The sequence below is a fragment of the Novipirellula caenicola genome (genome assembly GCF_039545035.1).
Lineage (GTDB): Bacteria > Planctomycetota > Planctomycetia > Pirellulales > Pirellulaceae > Novipirellula > Novipirellula caenicola.
In genome coordinates this window covers 1-18,908 of record NZ_BAABRO010000030.1, presented here as the reverse complement: position 1 = coordinate 18,908, position 18,908 = coordinate 1, and the positions used below count along the sequence as shown (strand labels likewise).

Annotated in this window: 15 protein-coding genes and 2 tRNA genes; 13 read left to right on the top strand and 4 right to left on the bottom strand. The window is 54.6% G+C overall.

Going from position 1 to position 18,908, the window contains the following annotated elements:
- The first annotated feature begins 220 nt into the window (after positions 1-220).
- The 7 genes from ABEA92_RS29620 to ABEA92_RS29590 all read left to right on the top strand — a co-directional run bounded on the left by ABEA92_RS29620 (position 221) and on the right by ABEA92_RS29590 (position 11,439).
- Entirely contained in the window at positions 221-2,581 is a 2,361-nt protein-coding gene (locus ABEA92_RS29620) for a PSD1 and planctomycete cytochrome C domain-containing protein (RefSeq protein ID WP_345689189.1), read from the top strand.
- 6 nt (positions 2,582-2,587) lie between these two features.
- On the top strand, positions 2,588-4,012 hold the full coding sequence (locus tag ABEA92_RS29615; RefSeq protein ID WP_345689187.1) for a DUF1501 domain-containing protein: 1,425 nt from the start codon (positions 2,588-2,590) through the stop codon (positions 4,010-4,012).
- 368 nt (positions 4,013-4,380) lie between these two features.
- Positions 4,381-5,886, top strand: coding sequence for a sulfatase family protein (locus ABEA92_RS29610; protein ID WP_345689185.1), 1,506 nt, complete (start codon positions 4,381-4,383; stop codon positions 5,884-5,886).
- A gap of 208 nt (positions 5,887-6,094) precedes the next feature.
- A complete protein-coding gene (locus ABEA92_RS29605; RefSeq protein WP_345689183.1) occupies positions 6,095-8,320 on the top strand; it encodes a S1C family serine protease in 2,226 nt (741 codons plus the stop codon).
- A 974-nt stretch (positions 8,321-9,294) separates the two neighbouring features.
- On the top strand, positions 9,295-10,041 hold the full coding sequence (locus ABEA92_RS29600) for a DUF72 domain-containing protein (RefSeq protein WP_345689181.1): 747 nt from the start codon (positions 9,295-9,297) through the stop codon (positions 10,039-10,041).
- Between the two features lie 712 nt (positions 10,042-10,753).
- On the top strand, positions 10,754-11,272 hold the full coding sequence (locus tag ABEA92_RS29595; RefSeq protein WP_345689179.1) for a TspO/MBR family protein: 519 nt from the start codon (positions 10,754-10,756) through the stop codon (positions 11,270-11,272).
- On the top strand, positions 11,269-11,439 hold the full coding sequence (locus tag ABEA92_RS29590) for a hypothetical protein (protein ID WP_345689178.1): 171 nt from the start codon (positions 11,269-11,271) through the stop codon (positions 11,437-11,439). The genes ABEA92_RS29595 and ABEA92_RS29590 overlap by 4 nt, the downstream gene beginning before the upstream one ends.
- 30 nt (positions 11,440-11,469) lie before the next feature.
- Here ABEA92_RS29590 and ABEA92_RS29585 read toward each other — a convergent pair whose 3' ends face one another.
- From ABEA92_RS29585 to ABEA92_RS29575, 3 genes are all read right to left on the bottom strand, one after another.
- Positions 11,470-11,907 carry a Dps family protein gene (locus tag ABEA92_RS29585; RefSeq protein ID WP_345689177.1) on the bottom strand — a complete coding sequence of 146 codons (438 nt, stop codon included), beginning with the start codon at positions 11,905-11,907 and terminating at the stop codon, positions 11,470-11,472.
- Positions 11,908-12,087: 180 nt separating this feature from the next.
- Positions 12,088-12,161, bottom strand: a tRNA-Arg gene (locus ABEA92_RS29580).
- Between the two features lie 101 nt (positions 12,162-12,262).
- Entirely contained in the window at positions 12,263-13,045 is a 783-nt protein-coding gene (locus ABEA92_RS29575; protein WP_345689176.1) for an SGNH/GDSL hydrolase family protein, read from the bottom strand.
- Positions 13,046-13,086: 41 nt separating this feature from the next.
- Here ABEA92_RS29575 and ABEA92_RS29570 point away from each other — a divergent pair, with 41 nt between their 5' ends.
- The gene (locus tag ABEA92_RS29570) at positions 13,087-14,169 is read left to right on the top strand and encodes a thiamine phosphate synthase (RefSeq protein ID WP_345689175.1); all 1,083 of its coding nucleotides are present in this window, start codon (positions 13,087-13,089) and stop codon (positions 14,167-14,169) included.
- 11 nt (positions 14,170-14,180) lie between these two features.
- Here ABEA92_RS29570 and ABEA92_RS29565 read toward each other — a convergent pair whose 3' ends face one another.
- Positions 14,181-14,780, bottom strand: a complete 600-nt coding sequence (locus ABEA92_RS29565; protein ID WP_345689174.1) for a TlpA family protein disulfide reductase — start codon at positions 14,778-14,780, stop codon at positions 14,181-14,183.
- A gap of 244 nt (positions 14,781-15,024) precedes the next feature.
- Here ABEA92_RS29565 and ABEA92_RS29560 point away from each other — a divergent pair, with 244 nt between their 5' ends.
- From ABEA92_RS29560 to ABEA92_RS29540, 5 genes are all read left to right on the top strand, one after another.
- Positions 15,025-15,867 (top strand): hypothetical protein, encoded by an 843-nt coding sequence (locus tag ABEA92_RS29560; protein WP_345689172.1) that lies wholly within the window; start codon positions 15,025-15,027, stop codon positions 15,865-15,867.
- Positions 15,868-15,940: 73 nt separating this feature from the next.
- Complete coding sequence (cyaB, locus tag ABEA92_RS29555) at positions 15,941-16,525, top strand: class IV adenylate cyclase (protein WP_345689170.1); 585 nt, start codon at positions 15,941-15,943, stop codon at positions 16,523-16,525.
- A gap of 152 nt (positions 16,526-16,677) precedes the next feature.
- Positions 16,678-17,130 (top strand): hypothetical protein, encoded by a 453-nt coding sequence (locus tag ABEA92_RS29550; protein WP_345689168.1) that lies wholly within the window; start codon positions 16,678-16,680, stop codon positions 17,128-17,130.
- Between the two features lie 422 nt (positions 17,131-17,552).
- Complete coding sequence (locus tag ABEA92_RS29545; RefSeq protein WP_345689166.1) at positions 17,553-18,026, top strand: hemerythrin domain-containing protein; 474 nt, start codon at positions 17,553-17,555, stop codon at positions 18,024-18,026.
- A gap of 341 nt (positions 18,027-18,367) precedes the next feature.
- Positions 18,368-18,452, top strand: a tRNA-Leu gene (locus tag ABEA92_RS29540).
- Positions 18,453-18,908 lie beyond the last annotated feature (456 nt).

Genomic DNA, 18,908 nt, shown 5'->3' with positions numbered 1-18,908 from the left:
TTCGCCTCCACGGTCGGCAAAACGTTGCGGGACATTGGCAAGTTTGCGACAATACTGTTGATGCTGCGAAAATCCACGCCGATCCCGTGTCGCTCGGTTATGATGAGGGACAGGCCTTTGGCGGACAACGACCCTCTGCAAGCAAATATGCACGCTTGGTCGCATCGCCGCCTCACGCCCACCCTCGCTCGCCCTCCCTTCCCACCTTTGAACCTGTCTGATGCGTTTTTTACCGTCAATTCTTGCGCTATTGCATGGCTTGCTATTCAGCGGGCTGTCGCTGGTTGTCCCGCTCGATGCGGCCGAGATTGTCGACGGTCCTCCATCGTTTGCACCCGAACAGATCGAATTTTTCGAAACGCAGATCCGACCGCTATTGGTCCAGCACTGTTTCGATTGTCACAGCACCGATGCACTCGAGGTGGAGGCCGGTCTGTACGTCGATAGCCGTGAAGCAATTTTGCGAGGCGGCGAATCGGGAGCCGCAGTGGTGCCGGGCAAGCCCTCCGAAAGTTTGCTGATCCAATCGGTGAACTACGAAGCGAGCGAGATGCCGCCGGACCGCAAATTGGACCAGCGTCAGATTGATGCGTTGACGCGATGGGTCGAAATGGGAGCTCCTTGGCCTCAAGTCACCTCGTCGCCGGGAGTCCCGATCGCGACCGGGACCGATTGGTCCTCGTTCGATTGGGATTCCGCTCGGCAGAGCCATTGGGCGTGGCAGCCTGTGCAGCGGCCGGAAATTCCTGCGGTGGACCCGAGCCTCGTGGTCAATCCGATTGACAACTTTGTTGTCGCACGTCGGGCCGCGGCGGGGCTCGATGCGGTGGCGATCGCAGAACCCGAGATTCTAGTCCGCCGCATTTACATCGATCTGATTGGCGTTCCGCCTACGCCAGAACAAGTGCAGTCGTTTGTTGCGTCATCGGCGATGGATCGGCAAGACGCGGTCGAGTCGCTGGTCGACGAACTGCTCGCTTCGCCGATGTATGGCCAACGTTGGAGTCGCCATTGGTTGGACGTCGCTCGATACAGCGATGGGCAGGGTGGTTTTCTGGACAACAAACCGCTTGACGCCGCATGGCGTTATCGCGACTGGGTTGTTGATGCGCTGAATCAAGATATGCCAATCAACGAATTCATTCGTTTGCAAATTGCGGGCGATCAAAACGGCGACTATTCCGAAGCAATCGCGACGGGTTTCTTCGCACTTGGCCCAACCTATCGATCCGACGGTGGCGATCCCGACAGCGTCGCTCAGGCCAAAGGCGAAACGCTGGACGACCGCATCGATACGCTCACGCGAGGCTTACTGGGAATCACCGGAGCCTGTGCCCGTTGTCATGACCACAAATTCGATCCGATCCCGCAACAGGATTACTATTCGCTCGCCGGGGTTTTTAATAACACGGCGGTGCGGGACATGCCGCTCGCATCCGGCGACGTGGTCAAGCGTTTTGACGCTCACCAACGCAAAGTCAACGAGCTGCAAAAACAGCTCAACCAGCTCAATAAAAAAATCGAAGATGATAAACGTGATGCGACCTCCGAAGAGCAATCGCAGTTGGACGAGTGGCAGGCGGAATTAACGGATTTAAAACAGAACGCTCCCCCCGGCTACGAAATCGCGCATACGTTACATGACACGGGTGACGGCGATATGAAAGTCGCATTGCGAGGCAATCTTCGCCGAACCGGTGACGTCGCACCGCGTCGTTTTTTGCGGCTGTTGTCGGGCAAAGAACAGGATCGATTTACCAGCGGCAGCGGACGCGCGGGCCTTGCCGATGCGATCGTTGATCCCGAAAACCCTTTAACGGTTCGCGTGTTTGTCAATCGCGTGTGGATGCATCATTTTGGTGCGGGGTTGGTCCGCACACCCAGTAACTTTGGCACGCTCGGTGAATCTCCGACGCATCCTGAGTTATTGGATTGGATGGCTAGTGAGTTTATCTCGGGCGGTTGGTCACTGAAATCGCTGCATCGCCAAATCATGACTTCGGCCACCTACCAGCTCAGCAGCAGGTTTGATGAACAGTCATTTGTAGCCGACGGCGACAATCGATTGCTGTGGCGAATGAGTCCTCGGCGAATGGACGTCGAAGCGTGGCGTGATTCGCTATTGGCGGTGACCGGTGAACTCGATACGTCGCTGGGGGGGCCCTCGATTGCGGATGTCACCCAGAACAAACGCCGGACGCTGTACGCGAAAGTCAGCCGCAACGGCGACGTCTTTGAGTCGGATCGTTTCTTGCGTCGATTTGATTTTCCGCTGATGCGAGCGACCGTGGCGCAGCGACCCAGCAGCATTGTGCCACAGCAGTATCTGTTTTTGATGAATAGCCGCTTTATGGTCGAGCGAGCGAAATCGCTGGTGGCGTTGCTGGCGACTGCAAGTGAATCCGACGCGGCGCGGATCGAGCATGCTTACGATTTGTTGTACTGTCGCAGTCCCGAGCCGATGGAATTACGGCTCGGGCTTCAGTTTCTTTCCAGTCCCGAGGATGCGAATCCGCTGTCGCGTTGGGATCGCTACGCTCAGGTCCTGCTGAGTTCCAATGAATTCATGTTTGTGAGGTAATTGAAGATGTTTCACTATGATCCGATGCCGGTGCTGAGCCGCCGCGATGCGCTTCGCAAAATGGGCGCGGGGTTTGGCTCGATGGCGTTGGCAAGTGTGGTCGCCCAGGCGGAAGCGGCATCGGGATCGGCCGTATCCGCTTCGCCGCTATCACCGAAATTGCCGCACTTTGCCCCTAAGGCCAAGCATGTGATTCAGTTGTTCATGCCGGGTGGCCCGTCTCAGGTGGACACGTTTGATTACAAGCCGCAGCTCGCGAAGTTCGCGGGGCAGCGGCCGGCCATGGTCGATCGAAAATCACTGCGGAATACCAAGATGGGGCTGATGCCGTCGCCGTACTCGTTCAAACAGTACGGTCAATGCGGCAAACATGTTAGCGAGATTTTTCCGCACGTCGCCGAGTGTGTTGACGATATTTGTTTCATCCATTCGATGCATACCGACATTCCCGAGCATGCCGGTGCGATGATGATGATGAACGCCGGTCATCTGCAGCCGAGTCGTCCCAGCATGGGATCATGGTTGGTCTATGGCTTGGGGACTGAGAATCAAGACTTGCCGGGATTTGTGGCGATGAGTCCTCGAGCTCAACCACGCAACAAACTAGCGAATTGGGGCAATGCGTTTTTGCCAGGCGCCTACACCGGCACCTACGTCAACATTCACGAAATGCAGCCCGATCGAATTTTGGACGATCTGAAAAACGGTTGGTTGCCCAAGGCGGGCCAGCGTCAGCAGGCCGATTTGCTGACACGGCTGAACCAAATCGATTTGGAGCGTCAGCGACAAGACCAGCAGCTCGAAGCGAGCATCCAGACGATGGAGATGGCGTTTCGCATGCAGTTCGCCGTTCCGGATGCGTTTGATACAAGCCAGGAGTCGAAGCAAACGCTCGAGATGTACGGCGACAGCGAATATGCGAAAGGTTGCCTGTTGGCGCGGCGGTTGATCGAACGTGGCGTTCGCACCGTCCAGCTCTCTCATTCGATCGACGGCTACGATATCGCATGGGACACCGGGCACGGCAATATCGTCGACGGCCATCGAAAGTTGGCGGTGGCATGTGATCAAGGGATCGCGGCGCTGATCAAGGATTTGAAGCAACGCGGGCTCTTTGAAGAGACCTTGCTGATTTGGGGAGGCGAATTTGGCCGTGCCCCGACCTCCGAAGGCCAAAAGGGACGCGACCACGATCACTATGGCTTTACCACCTGGATGGCAGGCGGCGGTGTGAAAGGCGGAATCAGCTACGGATCGACCGACGAATTTGGGCTGACCGCCATCGAAGATCGTGTGCACGTCCACGACTTGCACGCGACGGTCTTGCACTTGATGGGACTAGACCATGAGCGGTTGACGTACCGCTACAGCGGGCGTGACTACCGTTTGACCGACGTGCACGGAAAAGTGGTGAAGGACATTATCGCCTAAATCGCTGAAAATCGGTTTCCGCTCCGCCGCCATATCCGCGTCAAACTCACTCTCTCGTAGTGGATCTTGCTAAAGATCCCTGTGCGAGTGTGTTGCCTGCGTTGTCCTCCCGTAGTGGATCTTGCTAAAGATCCTTGTGCAAAAGCAGCATCTACGTTGTTCCCCGGTAGTGGATCTTGCTAAAGATCCCACCACGAAAAACCCCGGCACCTCGAAGACAGCAAGACGCTCGAGCGACGGTTCCCCTAGCTCGCGAACTCAAGTTTTGGCCCGTGTAATTCGCCCGGATGATGCATCCATCCCGTGCGACTACAATAGACGCCTCCCCAACACACTCCCCCGATTCCCCTTTTCAGCGAAAGCTTATCGTGACCTTGCTTCGTATTCTCGTCGCCGTTCCCGTTATTGCACTGACCCTACTGACCGCCGTCCGCAGCGATGCGAAAGACGCGGCGGAACCCAAACGACCCAACGTGCTTTTCATCTTGACCGACGATCAACGCTATGACGCACTCAGTTGTATGGGGCACCCTCATCTGAAAACGCCAAATATCGACCGCTTGGCCGACGAGGGATTGCTGTTCAAAAACCATTTTTGCACCACCAGCCTCTGTTCGCCCAGTCGTGCTTCGATCCTGAGTGGGCTTTACGCTCACACCCATGGAGTTACGAATAACTTCACCGAATACCCGTCGGACATGACCAGCTTTCCGCTGCGTTTGCAGGACACGGGCTACGAGACCGCCTACGTCGGCAAATGGCATATGGGCGAAGGCAATGACATGCCGCGGCCCGGGTTTGACCATTTCGTAACGCATAAAGGTCAAGGCAGTTACTTTGACACCGAGTTCAATTTCAATGGCAACGACCGCCGCGTCGTCAAAGGTTACTACACCACCGTCGTGACCGACATGGCACTGGACTGGATCGGAGACCGCGACTCGGACAAGCCGTGGTTGATGATGGTCGGGCACAAGGCACCGCACAGCTTCTACTTTCCCGAAGAGAAGTATCAAAAAACGTTCGACGATGTGGATGTGCAGTATCCCAAAAGTGCATTCAATTTGAGTGACAAGCCGGCGTGGTTTCAAAAGCGACTCGATACTTGGCATGGAATCTATGGACCGCTGTTCGATTGGCGAAAACAGTTTCCCGACAAAAGTCCCGAGGCAGTGAAGGATTTTGCTCGCATGGTCCGTGCTTATTGGGGAACGCTATTGTCGGTCGACGACAGCGTCGGACGTTTGTATCAGTTTCTCGAAGAGCGTGGCGAACTCGACAACACGCTGGTGATCTTTACCTCGGACAATGGGCTATTGGAGGGCGAACATGGGATGGTCGACAAACGGACCGGACATGAACCTTCGATCCGGATTCCGTTGGTGGTCCGTTACCCAGGGCTAACCAAACAGCCTCGCGTGATTCCGCAGTTAACCGCGACGATTGATTTTGCGCCCACGATTTTGGATATCTGCCACGCTGAGCCGCTGGAAAAGGTGCACGGGGCAAGCTGGAAGCGTTTGGCACAAGGCGACACGTCGGATTGGCGAACCAGTTTGTATTATGAATACAACTATGAAAGCCAGTTTCCTTACACACCGAATGTTCGGGCGCTGCGAACCGACCGCTGGAAATACATTCGCTACCCGCACGGTGACGGATCGCCTGATCGTCACATGGCGGAACTGTACGATTTATCGGTCGACCCCGAAGAAGACACGAATCTGATCAACGTCGCGGAATATGCGGGTACAGTCAAAAGGCTTCGTGCAGAGCTGGATCGTTTGATCGCCGCCAGCGGCGATGGCGAGCCTGACAGCATGCCGATTGACGAAGGCATCCAGTCGGGGTTGCCCGAAGAGTCGATTCGCTAAGCGTTCGAGCATCGTCGGCGCACCATCGTGTCGGATGATGCCTCGATCGTATCTTTTCAGGCCTATCAACACTGCGACGCAGGATTCAGGGCTTGGTGGCTTCATCGCGGTCAAGGGGCTTTCGATTGACAGTCCCAGAGCGGGCACTTAGCCTTTAGGTTTGCCACTGTTTTTCCAGTCCGTTGCCTCTTTTGAAGATCGATTTGGTATGACACGCGTGGTTTGGAAGGATTGGATTGCGAAAGCGGCTCTTTTAATCATTTGTCTTTGCTGTGTTCTTGCAGGCAGCAGCGGAATCGCGCAAGAAGCCATTCCCGCCGATCGACTTGATGCACTCAAAAAAGCAACCGTTTACGTTCGAGTTGAAACAGGGCGTTTTGGCAGAACGGGTTCTGGGTTTCTGATGGGAAAGGTCGGGCAGTGGGGTTACATCGTGACCAATCAGCACGTTGTCCAGCAGCATGGAACCAGTCCTCGAACGGTCGAAGTCGATTTCAACAGTGGTTCGGCTAATCGGATCACCATGCCCGCCGAAGTTCTCAGCGAAGATCGTTCGCGTGATTTGGCCGTATTGCGGATCAAGAACGACAATCTTCCCGATCCGATCAAGCTGATCTCTACGAACCAAATCCGCGAAACCGTTCCGGTCTTCATCCTTGGTTATCCCTTTGGCAATGCGTTATCAACGAACCAACGCGGACCCAGTGTGACCATCGGCAAAGGTTCGATATCGAGTATCCATACCGACGACTTTGGCGTGATCGGACAGGTCCAAGTCGATGGTGACATCAATCCGGGAAACTCCGGTGGTCCCATCGTCTTTGCCGATGGATCGTTGATGGGAGTTTCTGTGGCCACGGTTTTAGGAACTCAAATCGGTATTGGCATCCCGTGCGAAAGTGTCCTCGCCATGTTAGACGGTCGTGTTGGGGCGATGTCCATCGAGCGGAAAGCCAAAGAAGATGATCGAGTCGAACTCAACTTCAAAGCCAACCTGATTGATCCGCTAGGAAAACTTAAACGAGTTTCGGTGTTCTACATCGAAGCTGAGAAGGTCAAACGGTTGGAATCCAACGAAGACGGGACATGGTCCAGCATCGCTTCGAACATGGTGGAAGTAAAACTGAAGATCAGCGACCAGTCTGCCACGGGATCGCACGTCGTGCGAGGCGACGATGGGGCGACCGTCGAGTACTATCAGCAAATCCGATTCACAAACGGCAAAGGCAAAACGTTTTATACTTCGCCCGGCAAGTTCCAGATCACGTTCGCTGAGAAGGCCGATAAGAAATCCGACCGAAAAATCGTCCAAGGCGACAGGGATGCGGACGATTGGATCGGGGGTGCCGAAAAGAACGATGACGCTCCGCAAGACAAACTCGGAGCGGCGGAAATGCAGCAAGACGACGCGGATGATTGGATTTCCGCCGACATCGGCAACATCGCCGCAGGACCTAACAATCAAGCCCAAGCGACCAACACGCCTCTTGCCGACGAGCCGTTTACTTGCGTCGATGCGACCTGTCGTCTGCTGAAGTTTGACGCCAGCGAGATGGTCAACAATATGGTTTGGTCAACCGACCATCAACACTTCTTTGTGTTAAAGCAGTCCGGTGTCTTGAGCAAAATTTCGTTTCCGGGACTGGTAGAGGTTTTAAGACTCGATTTGGCATCGCCCTGCAGTTGGATCGAGATGTCCAAAGAGGGACTTTGTGTTTTAGTCAAAGCGACACAGGATTTGATCGTGCTGGACGAAAAAACGCTCAAGCGAAAGAAAAAGCTTGCAGTCGGCGACGCGGAGACATTTGGTGCGTCGCCGCAGTTGTCTTATGCCTATTTCTACGGAAAGGACTACGTCCTAAGTGTGGCCGATTTGAGTGACGGTAAAGTCGTCAATCAATATCCGCTGGCCGCGTTCAATCGGCCGATTCGACGCATTGGAGATGTCAATATGCCGACCGTTTCCCCAGATGGCGAGTATCTTTTTTGCGAATCGTCGGAGTGTCTGCACAAGCTGCGAATTCGTGGCAAGACGCTGACGTACCTGCAAGGTGGACCGCGAATCGGTTCAAATGCACAACGTATCGAAATTAGTGACGATTCAAAGTACGTGGCCATGCCCTCGGGCGGCGGCAATGGAAAGGGGTACTCAACCTATTTGTACCGCGTTTCGGACATCACCAATCCGATTCTCGAGGTCGACAGCGGGGCGTATCCACGCGCACTGTCGCTCGATAAACAAGCCCGCATGATCTACGCACAGGATCATGCGACTGAGTTGAAAACGATGACCAGTGGTGGCCAGTTGTTGAAAAACTACGATCTCGCACCTCGCAGCAGTGGAACGACTGATTTTCTGGTTCATCCCAGCGGTTACAACGTGATTGTCTTTGCCGCTCCGCACCTCTTCGTCGTGCAGCTTCCACGATATTGATCGCGTCAAGTTTTCGGTACAGCATCCTTTGCTGAACAAAACAAAGCGATCGGTTAGCACACGTAGGTCATCGTCAGCGGAATCGGCCGCCGGACAGGCATGATGAAAAATTAGCTGCGTCGCAGCGGCAGGATCCCCAGTCGCATCCAGCAGTCAGCCGCTTTCGCTGCAGCGTCCTGCGGGATCAAAAGATGGCAGGTAAAAAATGAGAAAACAGAGGTAGACCAAGAGCATTCCGGTCTAACAATACTCCGTGTCTCCGTGTTAAAACGCATCGCTGTAACAAATTTAGAGACGGCAAATTACGGCATTTGCGTTCCGTAGCTACGCTCGCCAGAGCGTGGATGGTTGTCGCGGAAATACGAATCACCACCTTCTGGCGAAGGCAGCTACGAGTAGTGGCTTCACAGCGCTCGCTTAAGCGACTACCGGGATTTCACCCAATGATTCCTGCCTCACTGCTTCGATCTATTGGGTTGCGGCCTTGTAGCGGATGCGAAACAAATCGAAACGCAGTTGCCCGGCCATCGACGACACGATGCTAACGCGGTTCATCGGAGAGGAAAACCCGACATCATGCCGATCGACGAAGGCATCAAGTCCGGCTTACCCGAGGAGTCGATTCGCTAAGCAAACGTTCAGAAATAACTTCGTCAATTCAAAATGTTTCCCGAATGATATGAACCCTCCGCTTGAGTTTTAATTGAATTGGCGTAGGTCAACTGCCAGCTTTGAAGGTAGTAGACGAGGCGACGAGTCCGCGCGTGGAGGTAGTGGACGAGGCTACGAGTCCCAGCGTCTTAGTGACACGACGGGACTCGTAGCCTCGTCCACTACAGAGAATACACAACGACGTGATATGTAACAAAACTCGATTGACGAAGTTATCTCCGAACAGTGCCCAAGCGGCCCGGAATGTGCACGCGTTTCTTCGATGCACACAATCTTCCGTGGACGTTCGGGTGTTAGACGAAATGGCCGCTTCGATAGTACGTTTAGGAACCGCAGGATGGAGCTTGCGAGCCGAGCACAAAACCCACTTTCCCGGAACTGGGACGCACTTGCAGCGTTACAGCAACGTCCTGAATGCAGTCGAAGTGAACTCGTCTTTCTATCGCTCGCATCGTGCACAGACCTGGGCGAAATGGAGTGAAAGTACGGATGAGACGTTTCGTTTTAGCGTCAAAGCGCCCCGCCAAATCACGCATCATCGGCGATTGAAAGACGTCCGCGATTTGTGGGAGCCGTTTTGGAGCGAAGTCAGTCAGTTGGGTGAAAAATTGCGAGTCGTTTTGTTTCAACTGCCTCCGTCGCTGGCCTTTGATCAACAAGTTGCAAAGCAATTCCTTTCAAGCGTCCGTGAGTCTTACGACGGACCCGTTGCACTGGAACCGCGACATCCCAGTTGGTTCACGCCGAAACCAAACGAGTTGCTTCGTGAGTATCGCATCAGTCGCGTGGCGGTCGATCCGCACCCCTGTGGGTTGCCGACGCTTGAACCAGCGGGCGACACTCGCTTTGCCTACTTCCGGCTTCACGGCCACCCCAAGATTTACTATTCGAATTATTCGGATGCATACCTCGAAGACCTGCAAAACCGAATTCACGATTGTCCGGCGGACGAAGTTTGGTGCATCTTCGACAACACGGCGGAGGGCCACGCCACCTTCAACGCGTTGCAGCTGAAGCGGCTCATCTCGGAACTCGGCGGCGACGTTTGATTGAACCGTGACAGAGGAACTGTTTTCACGCGCCGACGTGACTCTCCTGCTCAGCGTATTGCGTTCATTGATGCGGTGGGATTCGGCAAATGGCACCTGTCGTCGCTTCGCGACTTTTCCAACGCGGGGGGCGACCGCAAATCACGGACTCGCGTCCGTGGCTAATGCCTGCCATCGCTTTGCGATTTTCCAATCTACCAGTCGCAACGCGACGACAAACGATAGCCCCGGACGTTAGTCCGGGGACAATCGCCGCCCCTGCCCATCAAGTCGCGAAGCGACGACAGGAGACCGACAAACTGACTGCCAATGCAGTAACTCGCACGATTCGGGCTTCATCGAATTTAAAGCCAATTGGCCCGCGAATCACGCGAATGAACGCAAATAGAACAGCTAGATACAAACATTCGCGTCGATTCGCGTTATTCGCGGGCGATTCATTTTGCGGGACATCCGCTTTGTCGTAATCGGTTCGCATCCGATGAACACTCGGCGATTTGCTGGAGCTTAGAACCATCACAGTGTTGCAAATCTCGAGGTTTGCCATTCAGCGAGGGGTAGCCGTTCGTAACGATACTGGACGCAGCGATACAATCGACTTGCTCGTTGATGTTGAAGTTGGCCGTTTCAGGCGAGGCGAATTGGCGGACGATTTTGCTTTAAGGGCTTCAGTACACGATTTTCACTGAGACATGCAGACGGAGATATGGTGATGACGGATGATGCGTCGATTCCTCAACAACGAGACTTCTTCCCAAGTCGATGGGCAGTGTGGATCATGCTGATTGCCTTTATCGGTGTTTGCCTGGGGGCGGCTGGGGTTGGAGCGATGGCGACAACCTCTGAAATCGATGGATGGTACAAGACCATTGAAAAGCCGTCGTGGAATCCTCCGGCAAACGTCTTTGGTCCCGTCTGGACGACACTGTACGTGATGATGGCGGTTGCAGCGTGGTTGGTGTGGAAGCCTGCTGGAGTGAAGGCGGCCAAGATTCCACTGGCGTGGTTCGCATTACAGCTTGCGCTGAACGTGGCTTGGTCGTGGATCTTCTTTCGTTTTCATCAACCGGGCTGGGCGTTCGTGGAGATCGTGATTCTATGGCTGGCTATCGCAGCGACCACCATCGCATTCTTCAGCCACTCGAAGCTCGCTGGCTGGTTGATGGTCCCGTACTTGTTGTGGGTCAGTTTCGCCAGTGTGCTGAACTTCGCGATCTGGCGGTTAAATTGACCGAAAACCTATACGATGTGGCCTACGAGCTAATTGGTGAAATCAAAGACACCAAACAAGCCGAGAAGATTGCGAGAGCTCGTCTTGCGATCGGGGCCTATGGAGGAATCATCGGATGGCGAGTTCGTAGCGACGAGAGGTGTGGTGTCACACCGCTCGTCGACTAGGCTTCCTGCATTTTTCAATTTAGGCGAGGGCTACTCTAAGTAGCTCTTCAGCATCCAGACGGTTTTCTCGTGCACTTGGATCCGCGCGATCATGATGTCTTCGGACTCCGAGTCGCCAGCTTCACCCGCCTTGTCACGCCCGATTTTTAGATCGTCCAGCAGTTTCTCATTGGACTTGACCAAGTGTGCGACCATTTCCTTGGCCGAGGCATCTTCGGCGATCTCGTCGATCCCTGCCATTTTCGCCAGATTCGACAAACCTCCCGGCGCGAGGGCGCCTTTGGCTCGGATTCGCTCGGCGATCTCGTCGACGGCGAGGAACAGTTCGTTGTACTGCTCTTCAAACGCCGTGTGCAACGAGAAGAACGACGGTCCACGCACGTTCCAGTGGCAGACATGCGTCTGGCCAATCAACGCATAGGTGTCCGCAACCACTTGTCTCAACGCTTCGGTAACAGGATCGCTCACTGCAGTAGTCCTCGGGAGTCTAGGAGAGAAAGGATGCCCGATTATAAAGCAGTGGGAAGGGGGTCGCCGGACCGGACTGCTTCGTTCGTCGTCTTGCAACGAAAAAATTTAGCGACTCGAGTCATCAGCGATCCGGAGCAACCGTGATCGGCGTCAACCAAGAATCGACGCTGCAAAAAGCACCCTCGGCAGGATTCGAACCTGCGACCTGCTCGTTAGGAATGAGCTGCTCTATCCAGCTGAGCTACGAGGGCGTGTTGAAGGGGGCGTTTGCAAAAGACAAACACTTCAGGGCGGCGAGCGGGCTGAAGTGAAATTTTGTAGCCCCGATGGCCGAGTGGGAAGGGGGATCGAACTACTTTTTTTCCAACGCCGTTCGTACTGACTTCGCCACTTGCTCGGCCAACTTTTTTGATCCGGCGGCAGTGTAGTGCACGTTTGCCTTCAATTGTAAATCGGCGTGCTGTTGGGCAAAGTCGTACATGGGGTCGATTTGAATCCCACCCACCTCGGCCATCACCTTGGCAGCGGTGTCATTGTAACGCTTGGCGTCACCCGCGAGGCGTCCGGCCGCTCCCTCGGGAACCGGCGTGGTTTCTCGCCAAATCACCGTCGCTCCGGTCGCCTTGAGCCGCTCGGCAATCTTTCGCAAATTCGCTTCGTATTGATCCATTGGGACTTGGCGATGACTCGTCGCGGCGTGGGGATCCGCTAAATTTTGACCCTTGGGGCCCATGAACTTTAAATCATGCAAACCAAAATTGAAGTGAATGACATCCCATTTGCGATCGCCAATCCATTCCTCAAGCGACTGTAGCCCGCGAGTCGTCGGCCCGCAATTGGCCGCCGGGCGATAGACATTAGCGACCCCGTCAAGCTGCTTACGGACATCGACTGTGTAGCCGATCGAGATTGAATCGCCGATGAGCAGCACGTTGGGAAGTCCTGTGACGGCCACCGGCGGCTGGAATGCCGGGTTCACCTTTTTGGGCTTTGCATTACGATTCGGAGCTGGTTTGGTTTGCGTTTTCTTAGCACGGTTCTCGGCCTCGTCCGCTGCGGTCGCCAGCGGCGAAAATGCGATCGTAATCATCAATACCGAAGCAACGATGCTTGCCAAAGCTGCGGTTGTCTTCATGTTTTCGTTCCTCAACACGTTTCTTGTAGCGATTCAAACCGATGCCAATCCTACCACGCCAAGCAACCTATCGTATTCTGGATGCCTCGATAAATCGAGCAACCGAGGGACTTCGTACTTTGGAAGAGTATGCTCGGTTCGTCCAGGATGATGCTGCCGCTAATGCTTGCTTCAAATCACTTCGTCACGATTTGACTACCGCCGTAGGCCGAGGGATCGATCGCCAGCGATTGATCGAATCGCGTGATACGCCTGGCGATGTGGGAACCGAAATTCGTGAACCGACCGAATACGTGCGGTCGTCATCGCAAAAAGTGATCGCGGCTGCTTCCGCACGTATCGCTCAATCGCTGCGTGTGATCGAAGAGTATGGCAAGACGATTGATGGTCGTTTTGCGGCCGAGGTGGAACAGATTCGCTACCGAGCCTATCAAGCGTGTGCGTCGCTCGAGCTCGCAGCGTTTACCAGCGAACGCACCACGCAACTTGCGGAGGCAAAACTGTATCTGTTAATCGATGGAGGGGAATCCGAGCAAGAATATACCGCTTCGATCGAGCGGCTTGCCAAGGCAGGTGTGGATATCTTTCAGCTTCGTGATCACTCGCTCGACGACCGCACGCTTTATCTTCGGGCCCGTGTCGGAGCCGCGGTGGCGCGACGTCTCGGTCGGTTGTTTATCGTCAACGATCGTGCCGATATCGCGGTGGCGGCGGATGCCGACGGCGTTCATGTCGGACAAGACGAGCTGCCCGCGGCCGCCGTTCGTGCGATCATCGGAGACCGCCGCTTGTTAGGCATTTCCACGCACTCGATCGAGCAAGCGAAAGAGGCAATCGACGATGGTGCCGACTACATCGGCTGCGGTCCCGTTTTCGCAGGTCGCACCAAACAGTTTGATGCATACGTAGGACCGGCGTTCTTGCAGCAAGTTGCCCAATCGATTTCGATTCCGGCGTTTGCGATCGGAGGCATCGATCAATCCAATCTCAGCGAGGTGATGGCAGCGGGTTGTGACCGGATCGCGGTCACCGGTGCAATTCGCGATGCGGAGCACCCGGTGCAAGCCGCTGAATCATTGAAGCAGCATCTGCTCTGCCAAAGCGAAGCTCGCGAGTCGACGTGAACGACTCGCTACTACAGCAGTTCCTCGATTTTGGCTTTCATCTGATCGACGCCATTGGGCGAAAAACCTTCCCAAACGCCTCGGATCGTCCCCTGTTGGTCCACCAACACGGAAGTTGGGAAATACATGTGAGGCTTACCGAGCGACTTGGCGACGTTCTCACGCGACATGCCACGCGGATCGGCGAACACATCGGTATCGGCGTCAATCGAAGCGAGAAAGTTGCGGGTCCGCTGTGCCAGATTTTCGATCGTTTCCGAGGAACCAGACTCACATGAAATCGAGATGAAAGCAAAGTTTTCGTTGCCATCAAACTCTTGCACCATTTCAGACAGGTGAGGGTACTCCATCGTACAGGGGCCACACCAAGTGCCCCACAGATGGATCAGGGTCACCTTGCCGGTGGGCAATCCTTCGATGGACATCTCGGACGGGTCTTGAGAAAGCCGAACCAATTCCAATTGCGGAGCGGACTTGCCGATCGCAACGCTGTCTTGCGAATCGCCGGAGGGTTGGTTTCGACTGACAGCGAACAGCCCAAACGCTAAGATTAACACCAGCATCGGCCACCACGACCGGCTCGCTCGAGGCTGTACGGGAACTTCATTCATATCAGTTGTTTCAGGATGGTATGACAATCTTTGGGTCGTTTATCAAAAAGCAATAAATCAAATGGGTCACCTGCGAGCTTTTCATGTTGCGATCTCGTTCGCTCTCGTTTTGCTCACTCTATTATCGGGTGTAGCGACGGTTCCGTGGACATCCGCCCAGGATTTAAATGGGCAAAATGCGGACTCAACCGCCAACTTCTCTCCAGTCTATCTGGGTGTACCCCAATTACGCGAGAGCAGTGGTTTGGCTGCTTCAAATCGGCAGCCTGGGCACTTTTGGTCTCACAACGATTCGGGCGATACCGCACGGTTGTTCGCCTTTAATGCCAAAGGCAAAGCCACTGGCAGCTGCGACTTGGTTGCGGCGTCGTCGTTGGATTGGGAAGACATGGCCTCGTTTGAACTGGGTGATCGAAAGTACCTAGTGGTCGCCGATTGCGGAGATAACGACAGCAAACGGGATGCCTGTTTTTTGTATTTGTTCGAAGAACCCGACCCGACGCGTGCCACAAAATTAAGAAATTACCTGGCGATTCAGCTTACCTATCCCGATGGCCCCCACGATTGTGAGGCGGTCGCTGTGGATCCGGTACGCGGCAAAATCCTGATGATTGCCAAGTCGGCGATCCCCTATGTGAACATGTACTCTGTAGACTTGGCTGGATTGTTGAAGCGACTCAACGGCCTCCGCACGAACCCGCCGACTTCGACCCCCGCTGCGGTCCGAGTGGCGGCGAAAGTCGAAGGCGTGTTGGCGTTGCCGATGGTTTCGGCTGCCGATCTTGATGCCCGCACAGGCGACTTATGGATTGCGAATTACTTTCAAGTTTTCTGCTTTCGCTGCTCACCGCGGGACATGCCGGTTGCCGAACAAATAAAACAGCTTGCCGAAGCCAGTGATCTGCCTCGTTTGCGACAAATCGAAGCCCTCTGTATCGATGATAGCGGTGACGTTTGGGTGACCAGCGAAGGAACTCCCGCACCACTGAGCCGGGTGGCGACACCGGTACGGTCTGCCCAAGGTGAGGCAGGCCAACATAAGGCAGGCCAACGCGATGTCGACCAAAGTGACGTCGATTCCCAGTGAGTCAACGATTGAGCACGGTGGTTGTCAGGTCTCCTGCTCGCTCCGCCGGTCCTCTTTTGCTGTGAAGGCTAACATGTTTGAAATCGAACAAAAGTTTCATTTGGACGACGTCAATGCGATCGAGGCGAGTTTGATCGACGCGGGGTTTCAGGCTGTCGAAACTCAAACTCATCGCGACACCTATTACAATCATCCGTGCCGCGATTTTGCCGAGTCGAAAGAGGCGTTGCGAGTGCGGCGGATCGATGGGAGCCCAAGGATCACCTACAAAGGAACGAAGTTGCCGGGCGAGATCAAGGCTCGGCGTGAATTGGAGTGGGAATTGGGGCCTGGGGACGCCGACGGCGAAAAGACCGAAGAACTACTGCAGTTGCTTGGGTTTCGACGGGTTGCCGAGGTTTGCAAGACACGTGCGGTTTTTGAGCCGGCGCCGACTGCGGCGGACGATTTGGACGGTTTCACAGTCGTGATCGATGATGTGGATCACGTTGGGCAATTTGCCGAAATCGAGCTGATTGCGGAAAGCGAGTCTGCAGTTGAGCAAGCGAGAGCCCGAATTGGGCTGCTGACGGACCGTTTGGGCTTGCAGCGAAGCGAGCCACGCAGCTACTTGAGAATGCTGTTGGAAGTCTCGGCAGTCAATCGTGTCGACTCGTAGTGGCTGTCGATGCGTTGCTAGAGTGCGATCTTTTGAGAAGGGGGCACTGGCGAGTTGATCTAATCTCGCCAATTTGCTTCCCCTCGCCAGAACGCCTATGCTTGTAGGCTGACGAGCGTGTTTATTGAAACCAAATTTTGGAGAAGAAAAGAATGTTGCTGAAGAAAGTTGCAAGTGGTTTGGCCATCGCCTTGGTCGCTACCGCGACCGTATTCGCTGGCGATATCGATTTAGAAGGTGTGAAATGCGTTGTCGCATCGAAGCCTGCTGATGCGAGCAAGTCAGCGGACTACAAGGACGGCAAAGTCTATTTCTGCTGCAATGGATGTGCTGGAAAGTTCGCAAAGGATAAAGAGAAGTTTGCCAGCAGTGCTAATCGTCAACTGGTGGCGACCAAGCAGTACGAGCAAAAAGCTTGCCCTTTTAGTGGCAAAGATTTGAACCCGGACACTGCAACCGAAGTTTCCGGCGTCAAAGTGACGTTCTGCTGTAATGGATGCAAAGGCAAAGTGGAAAAGGCTGAGGACGATGCCAAAGTGAAAATGGTCTTTGGCGAGAAGTCGTTTGCCAAAGCATTCGCCAAAGCGGCCGACGAAACCGAGTAAGTGTCCGATTGGCAAGCGAAAAAGGTTGCCATCTTTTCACTGCTACACCATCAAAAAAAGCCGAGCGGGTGATCCGTTCGGCTTTTTTTATTCGCGGGATTTCGAAGGCTGCTGAGTCGGCTCGACGGGGATTTTGAGCGAAAATCGTCCATCTTCGATGCGAGCATTGAGAGAGCATCAACCATCAATTCGCCTAGGACGTGCACTGGCGTACACTGCAGGCAGTTTTTTTGAGGCACAACTTTTTCATCGACTTGCGATAGAATTGCGGATAATTCGGCTTCGTATATAGCCGTCACTTCCTCCGCCGCTAGAGGCTTTGGGCGATCAGCGGCACTATCGTTGCTGCATTGTCTTATCAACACGGATTTTCAGGAAAGAGGGATACTCAACACCGAACACAACTAAAATGAGCCAGATCCATGAAACCCGAATCGAAGCACAGTGTTTCCGTGCTTTTTGGACATTGGAAACAAGAGCATTCCAGTTTGCAGCAGGAGTTAGATGCCTTCCGCGACTGGACCAGCCATGTGGCGGAGCAGCAGACGCCGGAGTTTATTGAGTCTGCAAACCGACTGCGTGAAATTCGCGACCGACTTGTGGATCATTTCGTTCGGGAGGATCAGATTGGCAGAGAGTTGCGTTCGCATTACCCGAAGGGATCTATCGAGGTCGAGGCGAGTTATCGGCAAGCGTGCCAGGATCACGAAGAACTGCTTTCGGAGCTTGACGATCTAGCTGACCGGTTGGATCAAGTCGAGCCGCCCTTCGAATCATGGCCTGACGCGGTTCACGAAGTGACGTTGTTCATCGACCGCTTTGAAGAGCACGAAGAGTGCGAGGCAGAGCACATCCTGTGGCTTGCCCCACGCGAAGACACCACAGCAAGTCGGTAGCGGATTCGACTTCGCTCACAATCAAAAGTGCGTTGTTGCTCTTAAGTCGTTGGTGCTTTCAAGTATTGCTTGGTTTTCCCTGGCATCGACGATCTCACCTTGTCCGGCTGCTGAGTCGTCGCGGTTCCGAGTCAAGGGCTTGGCTATGACTTGGTCACGCTGGCCGGTGAAGACCGGGGCCGAAATCGGGGGCGGGGCTGAACGAGGGGCGGACGATGAAGAAACGCGGTGCGAGTGAAGGAGACGGCGAGTCACTGCCGCGGCGAAATGTGGCGTGTCTTGACCAAAGTAGCGGCATCTGGAGTGGACTGGAGGAGCGAAATGCCGTATTTTGTCGGCACGCCCAGGTGGTGGAATTGGCAGACACAAGGGACTTAAAATCCCTCGGCCGTTATGGCTGTGCGGGTTCGAGTCCCGCCCTGGGCACTGCGGAAAACACAGCATTTTTGATTTTCCGCAATATCTGCCAAAAACGCCTCCGACGAACACACCGGGGATCTCTCTCCCGTCTTTCCCACATCTTCCCAGCTCGGGGACAGAGCATCTTGTTGGCCGCTTCGCCCCCCTCTCACACAGGGACAGAGCATGTTGTCGCACAGGGACAGAGCATGTTGTCGGGGAGGATTGAGTTCACGCGGGCGAGTTAACACTGGAAATGTGGCTCGGTTTCGACCATGGCAAGGCAGAAACGGCGGCAACACGCAAGGGATTCAGTCGAAATTCGTATGATTCTCGGCCGCTACTGCGCAGTTCTGTTATCGGCGACTCGTCGCCAAGCTCCGCAGTCAAAAAGAAGGGACGCTCTCAAGCTAATCCACGCGAGCAAGCAACTCTCTCGCTCGTCGCCGCAAATGATAGCGGCGGTGGGTGCGGAGGCTTCGC

Bases quoted from the DNA above. Each gene is read 5' to 3' on its own strand.
- ABEA92_RS29620 (WP_345689189.1), top strand. From the start codon at position 221: ATGCGTTTTTTACCGTCAATTCTTGCGCTATTGCATGGCTTGCTATTC.
- ABEA92_RS29615 (WP_345689187.1), top strand. From the start codon at position 2,588: ATGTTTCACTATGATCCGATGCCGGTGCTGAGCCGCCGCGATGCGCTT.
- ABEA92_RS29605 (WP_345689183.1), top strand. From the start codon at position 6,095: ATGACACGCGTGGTTTGGAAGGATTGGATTGCGAAAGCGGCTCTTTTA.
- ABEA92_RS29600 (WP_345689181.1), top strand. From the start codon at position 9,295: ATGGCCGCTTCGATAGTACGTTTAGGAACCGCAGGATGGAGCTTGCGA.
- ABEA92_RS29595 (WP_345689179.1), top strand. From the start codon at position 10,754: ATGACGGATGATGCGTCGATTCCTCAACAACGAGACTTCTTCCCAAGT.
- ABEA92_RS29575 (WP_345689176.1), bottom strand. From the start codon at position 13,045: ATGAAGACAACCGCAGCTTTGGCAAGCATCGTTGCTTCGGTATTGATG.
- ABEA92_RS29570 (WP_345689175.1), top strand. From the start codon at position 13,087: ATGCCAATCCTACCACGCCAAGCAACCTATCGTATTCTGGATGCCTCG.
- ABEA92_RS29565 (WP_345689174.1), bottom strand. From the start codon at position 14,780: ATGAATGAAGTTCCCGTACAGCCTCGAGCGAGCCGGTCGTGGTGGCCG.
- cyaB (WP_345689170.1), top strand. From the start codon at position 15,941: ATGTTTGAAATCGAACAAAAGTTTCATTTGGACGACGTCAATGCGATC.
- ABEA92_RS29550 (WP_345689168.1), top strand. From the start codon at position 16,678: ATGTTGCTGAAGAAAGTTGCAAGTGGTTTGGCCATCGCCTTGGTCGCT.
- ABEA92_RS29545 (WP_345689166.1), top strand. From the start codon at position 17,553: ATGAAACCCGAATCGAAGCACAGTGTTTCCGTGCTTTTTGGACATTGG.